Annotated in this window: 21 protein-coding genes; 14 read left to right on the forward strand and 7 right to left on the reverse strand. The window is 70.5% G+C overall.

The genetic code is table 11. The features are described from left to right. Positions 1-219: 219 nt before the first annotated feature. Positions 220-987: a winged helix-turn-helix domain-containing protein gene (locus tag Q9R26_RS02495; RefSeq protein WP_182065651.1), complete on the reverse strand. Its 768-nt coding sequence runs from the start codon at positions 985-987 to the stop codon at positions 220-222. A gap of 518 nt (positions 988-1,505) precedes the next feature. Continuing rightward, positions 1,506-2,141: a uracil phosphoribosyltransferase gene (gene upp / locus Q9R26_RS02500; protein ID WP_110861591.1), complete on the reverse strand. Its 636-nt coding sequence runs from the start codon at positions 2,139-2,141 to the stop codon at positions 1,506-1,508. Between the two features lie 76 nt (positions 2,142-2,217). Between upp and Q9R26_RS02505 the strand changes: the two genes are divergently transcribed. Further along, positions 2,218-2,652: a nucleoside deaminase gene (locus Q9R26_RS02505; RefSeq protein WP_311226576.1), complete on the forward strand. Its 435-nt coding sequence runs from the start codon at positions 2,218-2,220 to the stop codon at positions 2,650-2,652. Here the strand turns inward: Q9R26_RS02505 and Q9R26_RS02510 are convergent. Beyond that, positions 2,633-3,589 (reverse strand): cation diffusion facilitator family transporter, encoded by a 957-nt coding sequence (locus tag Q9R26_RS02510; RefSeq protein WP_311226467.1) that lies wholly within the window; start codon positions 3,587-3,589, stop codon positions 2,633-2,635. The genes Q9R26_RS02505 and Q9R26_RS02510 overlap by 20 nt on opposite strands. A gap of 64 nt (positions 3,590-3,653) precedes the next feature. On the opposite strand from Q9R26_RS02510, the gene proC reads away from it, so the two are divergent. After that, on the forward strand, positions 3,654-4,484 hold the full coding sequence (gene proC, locus Q9R26_RS02515) for a pyrroline-5-carboxylate reductase (RefSeq protein WP_311226468.1): 831 nt from the start codon (positions 3,654-3,656) through the stop codon (positions 4,482-4,484). An 85-nt stretch (positions 4,485-4,569) separates the two neighbouring features. On the opposite strand, the gene Q9R26_RS02520 is transcribed toward proC, so the two are convergent. Together Q9R26_RS02520 and Q9R26_RS02525 are read right to left on the reverse strand one after the other, a co-directional pair. Continuing rightward, positions 4,570-5,265: a TrkA family potassium uptake protein gene (locus tag Q9R26_RS02520; RefSeq protein WP_217499818.1), complete on the reverse strand. Its 696-nt coding sequence runs from the start codon at positions 5,263-5,265 to the stop codon at positions 4,570-4,572. Beyond that, positions 5,258-6,691, reverse strand: a complete 1,434-nt coding sequence (locus tag Q9R26_RS02525; RefSeq protein ID WP_182065654.1) for a TrkH family potassium uptake protein — start codon at positions 6,689-6,691, stop codon at positions 5,258-5,260. The genes Q9R26_RS02520 and Q9R26_RS02525 overlap by 8 nt, the downstream gene beginning before the upstream one ends. A 74-nt stretch (positions 6,692-6,765) precedes the next feature. On the opposite strand from Q9R26_RS02525, the gene Q9R26_RS02530 reads away from it, so the two are divergent. The 5 genes from Q9R26_RS02530 to Q9R26_RS02550 all read left to right on the forward strand — a co-directional run bounded on the left by Q9R26_RS02530 (position 6,766) and on the right by Q9R26_RS02550 (position 8,472). Further along, positions 6,766-7,281, forward strand: a complete 516-nt coding sequence (locus Q9R26_RS02530; RefSeq protein ID WP_110861584.1) for a helix-turn-helix transcriptional regulator — start codon at positions 6,766-6,768, stop codon at positions 7,279-7,281. A 156-nt stretch (positions 7,282-7,437) separates the two neighbouring features. Continuing rightward, positions 7,438-7,632, forward strand: coding sequence for a helix-turn-helix domain-containing protein (locus Q9R26_RS02535; RefSeq protein ID WP_017888579.1), 195 nt, complete (start codon positions 7,438-7,440; stop codon positions 7,630-7,632). 109 nt (positions 7,633-7,741) lie between these two features. Continuing rightward, positions 7,742-7,840 (forward strand): 30S ribosomal protein bS22, encoded by a 99-nt coding sequence (locus tag Q9R26_RS02540; RefSeq protein WP_003792170.1) that lies wholly within the window; start codon positions 7,742-7,744, stop codon positions 7,838-7,840. Positions 7,841-7,927: 87 nt separating this feature from the next. Continuing rightward, on the forward strand, positions 7,928-8,182 hold the full coding sequence (locus Q9R26_RS02545) for a glutaredoxin family protein (protein ID WP_311226469.1): 255 nt from the start codon (positions 7,928-7,930) through the stop codon (positions 8,180-8,182). Next, on the forward strand, positions 8,179-8,472 hold the full coding sequence (locus Q9R26_RS02550; protein WP_071406294.1) for a Dabb family protein: 294 nt from the start codon (positions 8,179-8,181) through the stop codon (positions 8,470-8,472). Before Q9R26_RS02545 ends, Q9R26_RS02550 begins: the two co-directional genes overlap by 4 nt. A gap of 119 nt (positions 8,473-8,591) precedes the next feature. On the opposite strand, the gene aspS is transcribed toward Q9R26_RS02550, so the two are convergent. Beyond that, positions 8,592-9,932 carry an aspartate--tRNA(Asn) ligase gene (gene aspS, locus Q9R26_RS02555; protein WP_311226470.1) on the reverse strand — a complete coding sequence of 447 codons (1,341 nt, stop codon included), beginning with the start codon at positions 9,930-9,932 and terminating at the stop codon, positions 8,592-8,594. A 171-nt stretch (positions 9,933-10,103) separates the two neighbouring features. Here aspS and Q9R26_RS02560 point away from each other — a divergent pair, with 171 nt between their 5' ends. Both Q9R26_RS02560 and Q9R26_RS02565 read left to right on the forward strand, forming a co-directional pair. After that, positions 10,104-10,439: a hypothetical protein gene (locus Q9R26_RS02560; protein ID WP_182065659.1), complete on the forward strand. Its 336-nt coding sequence runs from the start codon at positions 10,104-10,106 to the stop codon at positions 10,437-10,439. Continuing rightward, positions 10,439-10,660 (forward strand): hypothetical protein, encoded by a 222-nt coding sequence (locus Q9R26_RS02565; RefSeq protein ID WP_182065660.1) that lies wholly within the window; start codon positions 10,439-10,441, stop codon positions 10,658-10,660. The genes Q9R26_RS02560 and Q9R26_RS02565 overlap by 1 nt, the downstream gene beginning before the upstream one ends. On the opposite strand, the gene Q9R26_RS02570 is transcribed toward Q9R26_RS02565, so the two are convergent. After that, positions 10,637-11,038, reverse strand: a complete 402-nt coding sequence (locus Q9R26_RS02570; RefSeq protein WP_396136811.1) for a MerR family transcriptional regulator — start codon at positions 11,036-11,038, stop codon at positions 10,637-10,639. The genes Q9R26_RS02565 and Q9R26_RS02570 overlap by 24 nt on opposite strands. A 42-nt stretch (positions 11,039-11,080) precedes the next feature. On the opposite strand from Q9R26_RS02570, the gene Q9R26_RS02575 reads away from it, so the two are divergent. The 5 genes from Q9R26_RS02575 to Q9R26_RS02595 all read left to right on the forward strand — a co-directional run bounded on the left by Q9R26_RS02575 (position 11,081) and on the right by Q9R26_RS02595 (position 16,403). Continuing rightward, positions 11,081-12,574: a SulP family inorganic anion transporter gene (locus tag Q9R26_RS02575; RefSeq protein ID WP_182065661.1), complete on the forward strand. Its 1,494-nt coding sequence runs from the start codon at positions 11,081-11,083 to the stop codon at positions 12,572-12,574. A 67-nt stretch (positions 12,575-12,641) separates the two neighbouring features. Then, positions 12,642-13,298: a histidine phosphatase family protein gene (locus Q9R26_RS02580; RefSeq protein WP_111038113.1), complete on the forward strand. Its 657-nt coding sequence runs from the start codon at positions 12,642-12,644 to the stop codon at positions 13,296-13,298. Beyond that, complete coding sequence (locus tag Q9R26_RS02585) at positions 13,295-13,951, forward strand: TlpA disulfide reductase family protein (RefSeq protein ID WP_262138682.1); 657 nt, start codon at positions 13,295-13,297, stop codon at positions 13,949-13,951. Before Q9R26_RS02580 ends, Q9R26_RS02585 begins: the two co-directional genes overlap by 4 nt. 45 nt (positions 13,952-13,996) lie before the next feature. Then, positions 13,997-14,695 (forward strand): cytochrome c biogenesis CcdA family protein, encoded by a 699-nt coding sequence (locus Q9R26_RS02590; RefSeq protein WP_110861628.1) that lies wholly within the window; start codon positions 13,997-13,999, stop codon positions 14,693-14,695. Then, positions 14,679-16,403, forward strand: a complete 1,725-nt coding sequence (locus tag Q9R26_RS02595) for a cytochrome c biogenesis protein ResB (RefSeq protein ID WP_182065663.1) — start codon at positions 14,679-14,681, stop codon at positions 16,401-16,403. The genes Q9R26_RS02590 and Q9R26_RS02595 overlap by 17 nt, the downstream gene beginning before the upstream one ends. Positions 16,404-16,407 lie beyond the last annotated feature (4 nt).

Consider the following 16,407-nt stretch of genomic DNA (forward strand, 5'->3'; position numbering starts at 1 on the left):
CGACGGGGTCCGACAGGAGCCGGGCGACATGCACGAGGGCCGGCCGCCTGTCGGCGACCGGCCCTCTCCCTTGCACCAAGAGTTTCCTGCAATCACATTCCACAGGCGGTGCCACAGCAAACACCGTCTGCACCATCGACTGTATAACGAAGCGGTAACGGCGCGCCAGCCTGTCCGGGGCTGGTTCGCTGCGAGTTCACCAAGAGCAGCCGATCGAACTCAGAAGAGGTCGGGCGACGGGGTGGACGCGTACCGCACGGCGACGTCCGCGTGCCGGTCGAAGCGGTAGCCGACGCCGCGCACCGTGCGGACGATCTCCTCGAACGCGCCGAGCTTGGAGCGGAGCCGACGCACGTGCACGTCGATGGTGCGCTCGTTCGGGGTCTCGTCCTCGCCGTCCGACCAGAGGCCCTCGATGATCGCGGAACGGTCGACGGTCTGGCCCTCGCGGAGGACCAGGAACTGCAGGAGCTCGAACTCCTTGTAGGTCAGGGGTGCCGCTTCGCCGTCGAGGGTCACGCGCTTCCGCGAGATGTCGATGACGACACCGGTCTCCTCGGGCTCGGGCTTCTCGGCCTGCTTGCGGGCGGCCACCGCGGAGCGGTCCTGCAGGGCGAGGCGGACGACGTCGACGTCCCGGCCACCGGAGTGCTCGGCGGCGACGGCGACGGCCGCGTACGTCTCGGACGACGGGACGAGCTGCGCGGTGAGGGCCTTGAGCTGCTCGACCACCGCGGCCAGGGTCGTGCCGGCGGCGGCGGCCTTCGCTTCGTCGATGCCGACGTACAGGGCGAAGCCGCGGGCCTCGGTGCCCTCGGGGAGTGCGCGGTTCCGCTGCGGCGCGACCACGGGGCTCGTCGGAACGGTGCCCGGTCCGGTCGCCGCCGGCGAGGCCGGGCGCGGACGGATCGGGGTGACGGTGCCGAGGTCGGTCGGGGCCGGTGCGGAGCGGAGCGCGGTGCGGGGCTGGGCGATGGTGAGCGACATGGTGGTTCTCCGGGCGGTGTGGCCGGTGCGCGGGTGGCGCGGCGGCCGGTGTCGAATGCGTCATCCCGGGGACGGCGGTGCGCCGATGTGCCCTGCGGTCCTGCTGCGGACCGGGGCCGACCCGGGGGAACGGGAGACAGACCTCGTGACGTGGTGCGCGTCGCCGACGGTGTCCGTCACCCGGGGATCACGCGCTCGCGACGGGGGTGGTGTCGCGGGGGATCCGGCTGGAACGGGTGCCGATCAGGCACACATTCGACAACGCATGACCGGCATGGTCGGCATCATCACGCCGACGGTCCCCACTGCCCCTGCGGAGGAGCACGCCTCGGAGAGGACGCGGGTGGACACGGTTGCAGTCATGTGACGAGTATCAGCGGTATACCAACGCGGTGTCAACCGTCCGCTCGGACGGTGCCCTCCGCGCACCGGCGGCGGTGGACCGGGCTGACGGACGACGGGAGGCCCGTGGCGGTGTCGCCACGGGCCTCCCGTCGATCGTCGGTGGCGTCGACTGCCTACTCGGCCAGGCCGTAGAGCCGGTCGCCGGCGTCGCCGAGGCCCGGGACGATGTACCCGTTCTCGTCGAGCTTCTCGTCGAGCGCACCGAGGACGATCGAGACGTTGCGGTCGCCGACGGCCTGCTCGACCATGGCGAGCCCCTCGGGAGCACCGAGGATGCACACGCACGTGACCTCCTGCGCACCGCGGGCGAACAGGAAGTCGATCGCGGCGGCGAGGGTGCCACCGGTGGCGAGCATCGGGTCGAGCACGAAGCACTGCCGACCGGACAGGTCGTCGGGCAGGCGCTCGGCGTAGGTCTGCGGCTCGAGCGTCTCCTCGTTGCGGGCCATGCCGAGGAAGCCGACCTCGGCCGTCGGGACGAGCTTGACCATGCCCTCGAGCATGCCGAGCCCGGCGCGGAGGATCGGGACGACGAGCGGCCGCGGCTTGGCGATCGCGACGCCCATGGTGTGCGCCACCGGCGTGTCGATCGGCGTCGCCGTGACCCGGACGCCCCGCGTGGCCTCGTACGCGAGGAGCGTGACGAGCTCCTCGGTCAGGGCGCGGAACGTGGGGGAGGGCGTCGTACGGTCGCGGAGCACCGAGAGCTTGTGGGTGATGAGCGGGTGGTCGGCGACGTGGACTCGCATAGGGTCGAGCCTAGCGTGCCGCCGACCGTCAGGAGGTCCCGTGGAGGAGCCCGCAGCCCGCCCGTTCGTCCCGGCGATGGAGCGTGCGCTCGACGAGGCCCGACGGTGCCTCGAGACCGACGACGTCCCCGTCGGCGCCGTGGTGCTCGACCGGGACGGCGTCGTGGTCGCCACCGGCCGGAACGAGCGCGAGGCGCGACAGGACCCGACGGCCCACGCCGAGGTCATCGCGCTGCGTGCTGCGGCGGCGGTGACGGGGGACTGGCACCTCGAGCAGCACACGCTCGTCGTGACGCTCGAGCCCTGCCCGATGTGTGCCGGTGCCGTCATGGCCGCACGGGTGCCCCGGGTCGTGTTCGGCGCGTGGGACCCGAAGGCGGGTGCCAGCGGCAGCGTCTACGACATCGCCAGGGACCGCCGGCTGCCGCACCGCTCCGAGGTCATCGGAGGCGTGCTCGAGGCGGCGTGCGCCGAGCTGCTCGACGACTTCTTCAGTCCGCGGCGAGGATGACGATCGCCTCGGTCGGCGGCTGCGGCCCGGTGCGCAGGACGTCCGGTTCGACGTAGATCACCCGGGCGATCGGCACGGCACCCCGGACCCGCTGCTCGACGGTGTCGATGCCGGCGGCGACGTCACCGAGCCGGCGGTCCCCGTCCACGGCGACCTTCACGCCGACCATCAGCTCGTCCGGCCCGAGGTACAGGGTCTTCAGGTGGATGATCGCGTCGACCTCGGGGCCGTCGAGCACCGCCTGCTTGATGCGCTCGACGTCGGCGGCGGTCGCGCCCTCACCGACGAGCAGGCTCTTCGTCTCGATGCCGAGCACCACCGCGACCGCGATGAGCAGCGCCGCGATGAGCATGGTGCCGATCGCGTCGAACACCCCGTTGCCGGTGATCGCCGTCAGGCCGACGCCGAACAGGGCGAAGACCAGGCCGAGCAGGGCGGCGGTGTCCTCGAGCATCACGACGGGCAGTTCCGGGGCCTTCGCGCGGCGGACGAACTGCACCCAGCTGAGCGAGCCCTTCTGCGGCCGGGCTTCCTTCAGGGCGGTGCGGAGCGAGAAGCCCTCGAGCCCGATGGCGATGACGAGCACCACGAGGGGGAGCCACCAGTTCTCGAGCGGGTGCGGGTGGGCGAGCTTCTCGATGCCCTCGTAGAGCGAGAAGACGCCACCGACCGAGAACAGGATGATCGAGACGACGAACGCGTAGACGTACCGTTCACGCCCGTAGCCGAAGGGGTGTTCCTGGTCCGCAGCTCGCCGTGCCTTGCGGCCACCGAGCAGCAGTAGGAGCTGGTTCGCGGAGTCGGCCAGGGAGTGCACGCCCTCGGCCAGCATCGACGCCGATCCGCTGATCGCCGCCGCGATGAACTTCACGATCGCGATGCCGATGTTGGCACCGAGTGCGGCGAAGATCGCCTTCGTGCCTCCGGAAGCGCTCACAGCTGTCCCCTTCTCGTGGTCTGCGACACGATCCTAGGCGGGTGGCGTCGGTAGGGTCGGGAGCATGACGATCGACCTGCCCCGCACCGCCCTGCTCGGCGTCGGCTCCATGTCCGGCGCGGTCCTCGACGGCCTGCTCGCAGCGGGACTCGACCCGGCCACCGTGACCCTGACCACGAAGTCGGAGGCGTCCGCTGCTGCCCACCGGCAGCGCGGCCTCGACGCCACCGCGAGCGACACCGACCCCGACGCCAACCGGGCGGCCGTCCGCGGTGCCGCCCTCGTCGTGGTCGGCGTGAAGCCGTACATGATCGCGAACCTGCTCGACGAGGTCGCAGACGACCTGGAACCCGGCGCCGTCCTGGTCAGCGTCGCCGTCGGCACCACCACCGCGAGCATGGAGGCTCGGGTGCCCGGCGGTGTCCGGGTCGTCCGTGCCCTGCCGAACACCCCGATCGGCGTCGGCCGCGGCGTCACCGGCATCAGCGCGGGCACCTCGGCCGACGCCGCGGCCGTCGCGCTGGCGTCGTCGGTGTTCACCGCCTCGGGGGAGGTCATCGAGGTGCCGGAGTCGCAGCTCGACGCGTTGTCCGCCGTGTCCGGTTCCGGTCCCGCCTACGTCTTCCTGCTGGTCGAGCAGTGGCAACGTGCCGCCGAGGAGCTCGGGTTCACCCACGAGCAGGCGGCGACGATGGTGCAGGGCACCGTCCGCGGCGCGGTCGAGCTGCTCGCGCGGTCCGGCCGGGAGCCCGCCGACCTGCGCCGTGCGGTGACGAGCCCGAAGGGCACGACGGAGCGGGCCGTCGCGGTGCTGCAGGACGCCGACCTGGCGGACACGCTGCTGCGCGCGTCGCGTGCCGCGATCGCGCGGGCCGAGGAGATCGCCGCGTCGTAGACGCACCCCGAGGCGGACGGGAGGCCCGTGGCGACGCCGCCACGGGCCTCCCGTCCGGCCCTGGTCGCGACCCGGGCCGCGCTCGCTACTCGTAGGCGGCGAAGCGCTCCAGGTCGGTCTCGGAACCCGAGACGATGATGACGTCGTCCTCACCGATGACGCTGTCCGGCGTCGCCGGTACGAACGGGCTGCCGGGCGGCTTGATGCCGAGCACGGTCAGGCCGAAGCGGGTGCGGATCACGGTGGTGGCGAGGTCCTTGCCGCGGACTGCGCGCGGCGGGAACATCTTGACCACGGCGAAGTCGTCGTCGAACTCGATGAAGTCGAGCATCCGGCCGGAGACCAGGTGTGCCGTTCGCTCGCCGGCCTCGCGCTCGGGGTAGACGACGTGGTTCGCCCCGATGCGGGACAGGATCGTGCCGTGCGAGCGGCTGATCGCCTTCGCCCAGATCTGGGGGACGCCGAGGTCGACCAGGTTCGCCGTGATCAGGACGCTCGACTCGAGGTCGCTGCCCGTGCCGACGACGGCGATGGCGAAGTCCTGCGCGCCGATCTGCCGGAGCGCGTCGATGTCGGTCGCGTCGGCCTGCACCGCGTGGGTGACGCGGTCGGACCACTTCTGCACCAGTCCGGCGTCGGTGTCGACGACGAGCACCTCGCGGTCCTGACGTTCGAGCTGGCCGGCGGTGGCGGCCCCGAAGCGTCCGAGCCCGATGACGAGGACGGGAGCGTCGTGACTGATGGCACCGTGCTGGTGCGACGAACGGGTGCGGTCAGCCAACGATCGGCCTCTCCTCGGGACGGCGGAACAGTTGCCGGCTCTGGCTGGCGGCCAGGGCAGCGGCGATGGTCACTGTACCGACCCGGCCGAGGAACATGGTGGCGGCGAGCACGTACTTGCCCGGTTCCGGCAGGTTCGCGGACACGCCGGAGGACAACCCACTGGTCGAGAACGCCGAGATCACCTCGAACAGCACACGGTCGAGCGAGTCGTCGGTGATCTGCAGGAGCACCACGGTCGCGACGGCCACGATCGTCGCTCCCCAGAGCACGATGGCCACTGCGACCCGCAGGACGTCGCTCGGGATCCGGCGGCCGAAGGCCTCCATGCTCTGGCGTCCACGCGCCTCGGCGACCGCGGCCAGGAACAGCACCGCGAGGGTCGTCACCTTGATGCCGCCGGCGGTCGACGCGGATCCGCCGCCGATGAACATGAGCATGTCCGTGACGAGCAGACTCGAGCCGTTGAGCTGGTCGAAGTCGACGAGCGAGAAGCCGCCGGAGCGGGTCATCGTCGACAGGAAGAGCGCCTGGAACGCCGTGCGCCCGGCTCCTTCTTCGCCGAAGGTCGTCGGGTTCGACGCCTCGAGTGCGGTGTAGACGACCGCGCCACCGAAGAGCAGGACCGCGCTCGTCGCCAGGGTGAGCTTGACGTGGATCGGCCAGCGCCGCGGGGTGCGCAGCTGCTTCGTCAGGGCACGGATCACCGGGAACCCGATGGAGCCCGCCACGACACCGATCATCAGCAGCGTCAGGAACCAGTAGTCGTGGGCGAACGGGTCGAGGCCGTCGGCGTTCGGCGAGAACCCGGTGTTCGTGAAGGCCATCGCCGCGTAGTAGAAGGAGTCGCCGACCGCCGTCCAGAACGGGATGCCGGCGATGAGCACCGACGGCAGGAGCAGCAGGCCGAGGACGATCTCGATCGACAGCGTGCTCACCGCCACGGTCGCGAGCAGGGTGCCGACCTCGCCGAGCCGGACGGCCTGTCCCTCGGGCACGGCGCCGTGGTGGGTGCGGAGCGGGTTCGAGTCGCCGGCCGCCATGAGCTTGGCGCGAAGGCCGAGCCTGCGGGTGACGAAGAGGCCGAGGATCGACGCGAAGGTCAGGACACCGACGGCACCGATCTGGGTGCCGATGACCACCAGGACCTTGCCGAACACCGACCAGTGCGTCGCCATGTCGACCGTGGACAGCCCGGTGACGCAGACCACCGACGCCGCGGTGAACAGGGCGTCCGCGAAGTGGGTGCTGCTGCGGTCCGCGGTGGCCCACGGCGTCATGAAGAGCACCGTGAACAGGAAGATCAGCGCGATGAACACGACGATCGCCAGTCGGGACGGCGACGAGCGCAGCACCGTCGCGATCCGGCTCGCTCGCCGTCGGCCGACACTCACGTGGTGCGGGATCGGCTCGGTTCGGTCGAGCATGCGTATGCCTCCGAGGACATGGGCCGGGACGGTTCGTCATGGTACATCCGTGGTGCCCCGGCTAGCCTTGCCCCATGGCCGACATCTTCTCCGTCGTGGCGGACCCGACCCGGCGCGAGCTGCTCGGCACGCTGTTGTCCGCCTACGGTTCGGACGTCACCGGCGGGGAGCTCAGCGTCGGCCAGCTCGTCGAACGCCTCGGGGTGAGCCAGCCCACGGTGTCGAAGCACCTGCGTGTCCTGCGTGACATCGGTCTCGTCACCAGTCGCGAAGAAGGGCAGCACCGCTACTACCGGCTCGACCCCGAGCCGCTCGTGCGCCTGGAGGACTGGGTCCTGCCGTTCACGGGCGCGGTCGACGCCGACGGCACCCCGGCCACCACCGCGTGGACGCCGGACGGTCAGCCCGTGTCGATCCGCCGGAACGGCGCGGCTGGCAAGGCGACCGTCGAGGTGGGCACTGAACTCGGCCGTGTGATGGCCGAGGCGTCGTACCGGGCCACCGCGGCGATCTCCGGCGCCCAGCAGGGCTGGGAGCGTGTCGTCGACCGCAGCCGCAAGCGCTTCACCCGCCGGGGCGACGAGGACTGAGCCCTGCCGCACGGGCTTCCGAGCACCGGGCGGGACCGGTGCGCGCTGCTCGGACCGGTCCTGGACACCGGGTCGCACACGCCTCTACAGTTGCCACTGACCACACAGGTCACACCACTCCCGTGCGCAGCGTGCGTGCGAGCCCGAAGGCGGATCATGACCGGCAGTTTCGACGACGTGCGCTTCCTCACCGTCGCTGAGGTCGCCGAGATGATGCGCGTCTCGAAGATGACCGTGTACCGGATGGTGCACGCCGGTGAGCTCCCCGCGATCCGCTTCGGCCGCTCCTTCCGCGTCCCCGAGTCGGCCGTCGCCGACGTGCTGCGCGGTGGCGTGGCGGACGTCGGCTGAGCGCGCGTTCGACATCACAGCGGGCAGCCGGTAGACTCGGGCAGGTTGATTTTCCGCGGTCTCTTCGGCCCGGTGTCCGTACATCAGCATCAGTCCGAGCGAGGTCCACATGGGTTCTGTCATCAAGAAGCGTCGTAAGCGCATGGCGAAGAAGAAGCACCGCAAGCTCCTTCGCAAGACGCGTCACCAGCGCCGCAACAAGAAGTAGACCCGCACAGGTCTGCGCAGATCGGAGGACCTGCACGAGAAGCCCCGGTTCGCCGGGGCTTTCGCGTTCCCGGACTACGCTGGGACCATGCCCGCAGTGACGTTCCTGACGAAGCCCGGATGCCACCTCTGCGACGACGCCCGACCCGTGGTCGAACGCGTCGTCGCCGACCACCCGGGGGTCACCCTGCAGGAACGCTCGATCCTCGACGACGACGCCCTCCGCCAGGAGTACGCGGAGGACATCCCCGTCGTGCTCATCGACGGGCGCGTCCACAGCAACTGGCACGTCGACGCCGACCGGCTCGCACGTGCGCTCGAGAAGTCCGAGGCCCGCGCATGATCTCCCACGTCGTCTCCTGGTCCCTGCGGACCGACCTCGACCGCACCGCGTCGATCGCCCGCATCCGTGAACTCCTGACCGGCCTGGTCGGCACCGTCGAGTCGATCCGCTCGCTCGAGGTCGTCGAGAACGTCGCCTACCCGGACAAGAACCACGACGTCGCCGTGGTCGCCACCTTCGACGACCTCGCCGGGCTCGACGCGTACCAGGTGCACCCGGAGCACCAGGCCGCGGCAGCGGAGATCCGTGAACTGGTCACGGCGCGGGCCGCCATCGACTGGCAGAGCTGAGCCGGGCCTCCCGTCCGGGCCCGGCGCTCGTCGCTTCGTGAGCAGCAATGGTCGCCTCCCGCACCGGGAAGCGACCATTGCTGCTCACGAAGTGCGCGCGGCCTCGCCGCGCTCGGTGCCTACGGGGTCAGGCGCGTCGGGCCACGGAACAGGTACGTGACCTCGCGGATCGACGGCTCACCGAGCATCAGCATCAGCACGCGCGCGAGGCCCATGCCGAAGCCGCCGTGCGGCGGGACGCCGTAGCGGAAGAAGTCGAGGTACCAGCCGAGTTCCTCCGGGTCGAGGCCCTTCTCGACGGCCTGCGCCTCGAGCACGTCGACTCGGTGCTCACGCTGGGCGCCCGTGGAGATCTCGGCACCGTTGAAGATGAGGTCGTAGCTGTTGGTGACCGACGGGTCGCCCGGCTTGCGCATGTGGTAGTAGGGCCGGATCGAGGCGTCGTACTCCGTGACGAACACGAACTCCGAGCCGTGGTGCTCCTTCGCCCAGGCGGCGACGCGGCGCTCGCCCTCGGGGTCCAGGTCACCGTCGGCGCGGACGACGTCGTAGCCGCTGTCGGCGACGATCTTGCGCGCGTCGGCCAGGGTCACGCGGGGGAACGGCGTCGCGGGGACCTGCAGCTCGAAGCCGAAGACCTCCTCGATGTCCTTGCCGTACTTCTCCTTGACGGCGGTGATGCCGGCGACCAGGACCTCTTCGTGCATCGCCATGACGTCCTCGTGGGACTCGATCCACGAGAACTCGGCGTCGACGCTGGTGAACTCGGTGGCGTGGCGGCTCGTGAACGAGGGGTCGGCGCGGAAGGCATCGGCGATCTCGAACACGGCACCGAAGCCGGCCGGCTGTGCCATCTGCTTGAAGTTCTGCGGCGACTGGGCCAGGTAGGCGGTCGTCTCGAAGTACTCGAGCTGGAACAGCTCGGCGCGCGACTCGGACGCCGACGCCATGAGCTTCGGGGTGTGGATCTCGATGTAGTCGCGGTCGACCCAGTACGTGCGGAAGGCGTGCTCCAGCGTCGTCTGGATGCGGAAGATCAGGTTCTGCTTGCGGTTGCGCAGGTCGAGGAAGCGCCAGTCGAGACGCTTGTCGAGCGACGAGTCGTCGGCGATCGGGGTCTCCGGGATCGCGGCGCTCACCACCTGCAGCGCACCGATCTTGACCTCGAGCCCGCCGAGCTTCACGCGCTCGTCGTGCTTCAGCGTGCCGGTGACGTGCACGAAGGTGCCGTGTGCCAAGCCGGAGATCTCGGTGGTGGTCGCGAGGGCGGACTGTGCGGCGTCGTCGCCGTCCTCGGCCTCGCGCGTCGCCGGGTTCACGAGCTGGACGGCGCCGGTCTCGTCGCGCAGCACGACGAACTGCACCTTCTTCTGGTCTCGGACGGTCTCGACCCATCCGGCCACGGAGACGGGACCGTCGGGGAGGGCTGCCAGGTCGGCGATGCGGGTGCGTTCGATCACGGTGGTCGAGTCTAACCGCCTGCGTCCGGGGGCGTGGGCGGCAGGGTTCCTCCCTCCACAGGGCCGCCTGCGTCCGGCGTTCTCCACCGATGGCCGGGAGGCCCGTGGTGGCGTGCGTGCGGTCCGTAGCGTTCTCGACGTGGCCGGGTCGCGGGACGAGAGGGGGACCGGGTGGGGACGGGGACAGGGGAGCTCGCGACCTGGCCGCCTGCGGCGGTCGCGGTGGTGGTGGCGGCACTCTGCACGGCGGCCTTCACGCTGCTCGTGGCGGTCGTCGGCGGGTTGTGGGCGGTGCTGCGATGGCGGCGGGACGTCGCGCGCGAGGAGCGTGACCGCGCCTGGCAGCGCTTCGTGTGGATCGTCGACCAGGCGTGCGACCGCGACGTCGGGCGGGCCGAGGTCGGTCTCGTCGGTGCCGACGCGATGTACGACATGCAGATGCTTCGCGAAGACGACGCGGTGCTCGGCACGATGGTGCTGGGACTGATCACGGGGAAGGAGCAGTGATGGTGGTGGAGGATCCGGTGCTCGCGTTGGTCGCGCGGCGGCAGGAGGAGTGGCGCCGACGCATCCGGCGGAAGTACCGCCTGCGGCCGTGGAAGGCCCGGCGGCTCATCTGGGAACACGACGAACTGATCCGGCGGCAGGCCGAGTGGCGGGCAGCGCGGTCGGAGCGCCGGAGGCTGATCGAGTCCGGACAGCTCTCAGGGGAGCGAAGCGCGGAGTGATCCGAGCGTGCCGATGAACTCCTCGGCCATGCCGGCCCGCTCGACGAGCTTGGCGTGGCGGGCTCGGGCGTCCTCGAGGTACGCGTCGAGGCGGGCCGCCAGCGCTGGTTCGTCCTCGGGGTCCTTCGTCGCGAGGGCGTCGACCACGCGGAGCAGCTCGGCCATCCCGTCGAGCGTGAACCCGAGTGGCTTCATCCGGCGGATCACGAGCAGCCGTTCGAGGTCCTGCGCCGTGTAGACCCGGAACCCGCCGGTGGTGCGACCGCTCGGCACGAGCAGTCCGACCTCGTCGTAGTGCCGGATCGTGCGCAGGGACATGCCGGCGCGGTCGGCGAGCTCGCCGATGTGCATCGTGTCGGGGACGTCGCTGGTGCTCACAGCGCACGACTCTACCCTCACGTGAGGGTAGAGTTCCTATCGATGTCCGTGATCACCCACGCGCCGACGGCCCCGAGCGTCCTCGCCGCCCTCCGCTCGCCCCGCATGCTCACCCGAGAGGTCCTGGCCGGCATCGTCACCGCGCTGGCCCTCATCCCCGAAGCGATCTCGTTCTCCGTCGTCGCCGGGGTCGATCCCGCGGTCGGCCTGTTCTCGAGCGTCGTCATCGCGATCGTGATCTCGATCGTCGGTGGTCGCCCCGCGATGATCTCCGCCGCCGCCGGCTCCGTGGCGCTCGTCATCGCCCCGCTCGTCCGCGAGCACGGGATCGAGTACCTGGTGCCCGCGATCGTGCTGGGTGGCGTGTTCCAGCTCGTGCTCGGGTTCCTCGGGGTGGCACGGCTGATGCGGTTCATCCCGCGCAGCGTCAACGTCGCGTTCGTGAACGCCCTCGCCATCCTCATCTTCACCGCCCAGCTGCCGAACCTGCTCGGCGACGACGTGCCGTTCGTCGTGTGGCCGCTGACCGTGCTCGGCATCGCGATCATCGTCGGCTTCCCGTTCCTGACGAAGGCGATCCCCGCACCGCTCATCGCGGTCGTGGTGATCACCGGCATCACGATGGTGTTCAGCGTCGCCGTGCCGACGGTCGGCGACGAGGGCGCCCTGCCGACGGCGCTCCCGGGCTTCGGCGGCATCACGACGCCGTTCACCTTCGAGACGCTGCAGGTCGTCGCCCCGTACGCGTTCGGCGTCGCGATCGTCGGGCTGATCGAGACCCTGCTCACCGCGCAGCTCGTCGACTCCATCACGGAGACGGGGTCGAGCAAGTGGCGCGAGTCGTGGGGCCAGGGCGTCGCGAACATCGCGTCCGCCTTCTTCGGCGGGACCGGCGGCTGCGCGATGATCGGCCAGACGGTGATCAACGTGAAGACCGCGGGTGCCCGGACCCGCGTCTCGACCTTCGCCGCCGGCGTCTCGGTGCTGGTCCTGACGATCGTGCTCCACGACCTCGTGGCCCAGATCCCGATGGCGGCACTGACGGCGGTCATGCTCATGGTCTGCGTCGCGACCTTCGACTGGCACAGCATCCGACCGCGCACCCTCCGACGGATGCCGCTCGGCGAGACCGCGGTCATGCTCGTCACCGTCGTGGTGGTCGTCGTGACCGAGAACCTCGCGACCGGGGTGCTCGTGGGTGTGGTCGTGGCGGCCCTGGTCTTCGCCCGCCGGGTGGCGCACGTGGTGACCGTGGTCCGCGAGCCCGTCGACGACCGCACCGTGCGGTACCGGGTCCGGGGGGCGCTGTTCTTCGCCTCGTCGAACGACCTCGTCACACGGTTCTCGTACGCCGAGGACCCGGAACACGTGATCATCGACCTGGCCGACGCCCACGTGTTCGACGCGTCGACGGTCGCGGCGCTCGACGGGGTCGAACAGCGGTTCGCGAAGCACGGCTCGACGGTCGAGGTGGTGAACCTCGACACGGGGTCGATCGCGCTGCACGGGCGGCTCTCCGGTGAACTCGGCGGCTGAGTGCTTCCGCATCCGGTGAATCACCTGAGGGGGCGGTGGGAACGGCGGGCGACCTACACTGGAACTCATGCCTGCGACCCGTCTCCACCTCGTCCGGCACGGAGAGGTGCACAACCCGGGCCGCGTCCTCTACGGCCGGCTCCCGGGCTTCGGGTTGAGCGACCTCGGCACGCGGATGGCGCAGGCCTCCGCGACCGCCTGGAAGGATGCCGGTGTCGACGTGCGACGGATCGTCGCCTCCCCGCTGCAGCGCACGCAGGAGTCCGCCGCACCCTGGTCGGCCGCCTACGGCCTCGACGTGACGCTCGACGAGCGCCTGATCGAACCGACGAACCGCTACGAGGGGCAGCCTCCCGGGTTCACGAAGCGCTCGCTCGGCCGCCCGGCGGAGTGGCCGTGGATCGCGAACCCGCTGCGTCCGAGTTGGGGCGAGGCGTACGAGTCGATCGCCAACCGCATGCTCGCGGCGATGACCACGGCGTGGGAGAGCGTGGACGAGGGCGACGTCGTCCTGGTCAGCCACCAGCTGCCGATCTGGATGGTCCACCGGAAGCTCGCGGGGGAGCCGCTGTGGCACGACCCGCGCAAGCGCCGTTGTGACCTGTCGAGCATCACCACCGTCGAACGTGTGCCCGCCACGTCGACCGGTCGGTTCACCGAGGTCGGGTACGCGGACCCCGCGCAGGAGCTGCGCGCGACCGCCGTCGATGAAGGAGCAGTGTGAACAGCACGAGCAGCGTGAACAGCCCGAGCAGTGCGCGCGTCATCAGCAAGCGGTTCGCGGTCCTCGCAGCGACGGCCGTGGCCGCCGTCCTCGTCCTGTCCGGTTGCTCGTCGGACAGCGGCGGCATCGCGAAGCAGTACGGCAACGGCACGACCCAGAACTACATCTCCGGTGACGGCGCCGTGACCGAGGTCTCCGCGAAGGACCGCACCGACCCGGTCACCTTCCGGGCCGAGGACTCGAACGGTGACACCGTGTCGTCGAAGGACCTCCGGGGCAAGGTCGTCGTCCTGAACTTCTGGTACGCCAGCTGCCCCCCGTGCCGCGCCGAGGCGAAGTACCTCAACCAGGTGCACGACGAGTACGCCGACGCCGACGACGTCGCGTTCATCGGTGTCAACGTCCGTGACGAAGCGGCGACCGCGGCCGCCTTCGAGCGCACCTTCGACGTGCGGTACCCGACCGTCCTCGATCAGCGCACGGGCACGATGCAGCTCGCGATGTCCGGTCAGATCGCACCGAACGCGGTGCCCGCCACGATCGTCCTCGACACCAAGGGACGCGTGGCCGCCCGGGTCCTCGGGGCGATCGACGGCACGAGCATCCTGCAGACCCTGGTCAGCGACGAGCTCGACGCCGGCAAGGCCTCCTGACCCGTGACCTCCAACCCCTTCGCCGACGCGATCCTGAGCGGCCAGATGGCCGTGGCGCTGCCCGTGGCGGCGCTCGCCGGGCTCGTGTCGTTCCTGTCCCCGTGCGTGCTGCCGCTCGTGCCGGGGTACCTCGGGTACGTCGGCGGTGTCGCCGAGGGCGGGCAGCGTCGGGGTCGTGTGGTGCTCGGCGTGCTGCTGTTCATCGCCGGGTTCACCGCGGTGTTCGTGGCGTACACGACCGTGTTCGGGGCGCTCGGCTTCTGGCTCGTCCGCTGGCGCGACCTCATCACGCAGGTGCTCGGGGTCGTCGTGATCGCGATGGGCCTGGTGTTCGTCGGTCGGTTCACGTTCCTGCAGCGCACCATCAAGCCCGGCTGGACCCCGGCCACGGGGCTCCTCGGTGCCCCCCTGCTCGGCATCGTGTTCGGGCTCGGCTGGACCCCGTGCCTCGGCCCGACCCTGGCGGCCATCAACCTGCTCAGCGTGCAGTCGGGCAGTGCCTGGCAGGGCATGTGGCTCGGGGTGGCGTACTGCCTCGGGCTCGGCATCCCGTTCGTCCTCGTCGCCCTCGGCGCCGGCTGGGCCACGGGGGCCATCGCGGCGGTGAAGCGTCACATGCGCACCGTCAACATCATCGGAGGAGCGATCCTGATCGTCATCGGTCTGCTCATGGTCACCGGTATCTGGTCGGCCGTCATGTCGAGCGTCGGGGCGGTGATCCAGAGCTTTGTCCCCGCGGTCTGACCTCAACGAGCACGTCCCGACGGGTACGGGCGACGGGGCCGACAGCGCCTCCGACCCGCAGCGACCGTCGGACCACGTCGACGGCTCCGGCCCCACCGACGGCGGCGTCAACCAGCCGAAGCTCGGCTTCGTCGGGTACCTCCGCTTCTTCTGGCGGCAGCTGACGAGCATGCGCACGGCGCTGTTCCTGCTCATGCTGCTCGCCCTCGCGGCGATCCCGGGCTCGCTCGTCCCGCAGCGCACCGCCGACCCGAACGGCGTCGTGCAGTACAAGGCGGACCACCCGCAGCTCTACCCGGTCCTCGACAAGCTCCAGGTCTTCGACACCTACACCTCGGTGTGGTTCTCCGCGATCTACCTGCTGCTCTTCATCTCGCTCATCGGGTGCATCGTGCCCCGCACGAAGCACCACTGGCAGGCACTGCGGACCCGTCCGCCGAAGACCCCCGCGCGCCTGACGCGACTGGCGGGCTTCCGCACCGTGGCGGTGCAGCCGGACGCGATGATCGACGGGACGACCGGGATCGACGCGACCACGGGCCTCCCGTCCGCCGAGCACGCGGTGACGCGCGCGATGGCGATCCTGAAGCGGTCCGGGTACCGCGTCGAGCGGTTCGGCGACTCGGTGAGCGCGGAGCGCGGCTACCTGCGCGAGACCGGCAACCTGGTGTTCCACGCCGCCCTCGTCGGGGTGCTCCTGGCGGTCGGCGTCGGCGGCGGCTTCGGCTTCACCGGACAGCGCCTGCTGGTCGAGGGCCAGACGTTCTCGAACGTGCTCGGCTCGTACGACTCGTTCAACCCCGGTCGCTGGTTCCAGCAGACCGACCTGCAGGGCTACAACCTCCGGCTCGACAAGTTCGTGACGAAGTACGAGGAGCGCAACCTCGACGCCCTCGGGCAGGCGCTCGACTACTCGGCCACCGTCACGAGCACCGAGAAGGGCGGCCAGCCGAAGACGAGTCGGCTCGGTGTGAACGACCCGCTGCACGTCGGTGGCACGAACGTCTACCTGCTCGGCAACGGCTACGCGATGCAGGTCACGGTGCGCGACGGCGACGGCAACGTGGCCTTCAAGGACGTCGTGCCGTTCCTGCCGGAGGACGCGAACTACACCTCCACCGGCGTCATCAAGGTGCCGGACGCCAAGCCCGACCAGCTCGGCATGGTCGGGTTCTTCTACCCGACCGCGTCGAAGCTCGCGAGCGGCGCGTACTCGAGTGCCTACCCGGACACCCAGAACCCGCTGCTGACGCTGCAGGTCTACACGGGTGACCTCGGGCTCGACAGCGGTGTGCCGCAGAGCGTGTACACGCTCAGCACCAAGGGACTCGACCAGATCGCCGGTCGGCAGTCGGACACCGCGAGCATCGCGTTGCAGCCCGGCCAGACGAAGAAGCTCCCCGAAGGCGCCGGGTCGATCACGTTCGACGGCGTCAAGCGGTACGTCTCCCTCGACGTCCACCACGACCCGTCGCAGCTCTGGGTGGGCGGGTTCGCCCTGCTCTCCACCCTCGGCCTGCTCACCTCGCTGTTCGTCCCGCGCCGCCGCGTCTGGGTGAAGGTCGTCCCGCGCCGCGACGCACCGGGCGGCGAGTACGACCTCGAGTACGCCGGACTCGCGCGCGGCGAGGACCCGAACCTCGAACGGGCCGTCGCGGACATCGCACAGCGCCACACGTCGGACCTCGGAGTTAGGATGCCCCAGTGAACGA

The sequence above is a fragment of the Curtobacterium sp. BRB10 genome (genome assembly GCF_031844325.1).
Taxonomy (GTDB): domain Bacteria; phylum Actinomycetota; class Actinomycetes; order Actinomycetales; family Microbacteriaceae; genus Curtobacterium; species Curtobacterium poinsettiae_A.

Excerpts from the sequence above, each read along its gene's own strand:
- Q9R26_RS02495 (WP_182065651.1), bottom strand. The coding sequence starts at position 987 with ATGTCGCTCACCATCGCCCAGCCCCGCACCGCGCTCCGCTCCGCACCG.
- upp (WP_110861591.1), bottom strand. The coding sequence starts at position 2,141 with ATGCGAGTCCACGTCGCCGACCACCCGCTCATCACCCACAAGCTCTCG.
- Q9R26_RS02505 (WP_311226576.1), top strand. The coding sequence starts at position 2,218 with ATGGAGCGTGCGCTCGACGAGGCCCGACGGTGCCTCGAGACCGACGAC.
- proC (WP_311226468.1), top strand. The coding sequence starts at position 3,654 with ATGACGATCGACCTGCCCCGCACCGCCCTGCTCGGCGTCGGCTCCATG.
- Q9R26_RS02525 (WP_182065654.1), bottom strand. The coding sequence starts at position 6,691 with ATGCTCGACCGAACCGAGCCGATCCCGCACCACGTGAGTGTCGGCCGA.
- Q9R26_RS02530 (WP_110861584.1), top strand. The coding sequence starts at position 6,766 with ATGGCCGACATCTTCTCCGTCGTGGCGGACCCGACCCGGCGCGAGCTG.
- Q9R26_RS02535 (WP_017888579.1), top strand. The coding sequence starts at position 7,438 with ATGACCGGCAGTTTCGACGACGTGCGCTTCCTCACCGTCGCTGAGGTC.
- Q9R26_RS02540 (WP_003792170.1), top strand. The coding sequence starts at position 7,742 with ATGGGTTCTGTCATCAAGAAGCGTCGTAAGCGCATGGCGAAGAAGAAG.
- Q9R26_RS02545 (WP_311226469.1), top strand. The coding sequence starts at position 7,928 with ATGCCCGCAGTGACGTTCCTGACGAAGCCCGGATGCCACCTCTGCGAC.
- Q9R26_RS02550 (WP_071406294.1), top strand. The coding sequence starts at position 8,179 with ATGATCTCCCACGTCGTCTCCTGGTCCCTGCGGACCGACCTCGACCGC.
- Q9R26_RS02565 (WP_182065660.1), top strand. The coding sequence starts at position 10,439 with ATGGTGGTGGAGGATCCGGTGCTCGCGTTGGTCGCGCGGCGGCAGGAG.
- Q9R26_RS02575 (WP_182065661.1), top strand. The coding sequence starts at position 11,081 with ATGTCCGTGATCACCCACGCGCCGACGGCCCCGAGCGTCCTCGCCGCC.
- Q9R26_RS02580 (WP_111038113.1), top strand. The coding sequence starts at position 12,642 with ATGCCTGCGACCCGTCTCCACCTCGTCCGGCACGGAGAGGTGCACAAC.
- Q9R26_RS02590 (WP_110861628.1), top strand. The coding sequence starts at position 13,997 with ATGGCCGTGGCGCTGCCCGTGGCGGCGCTCGCCGGGCTCGTGTCGTTC.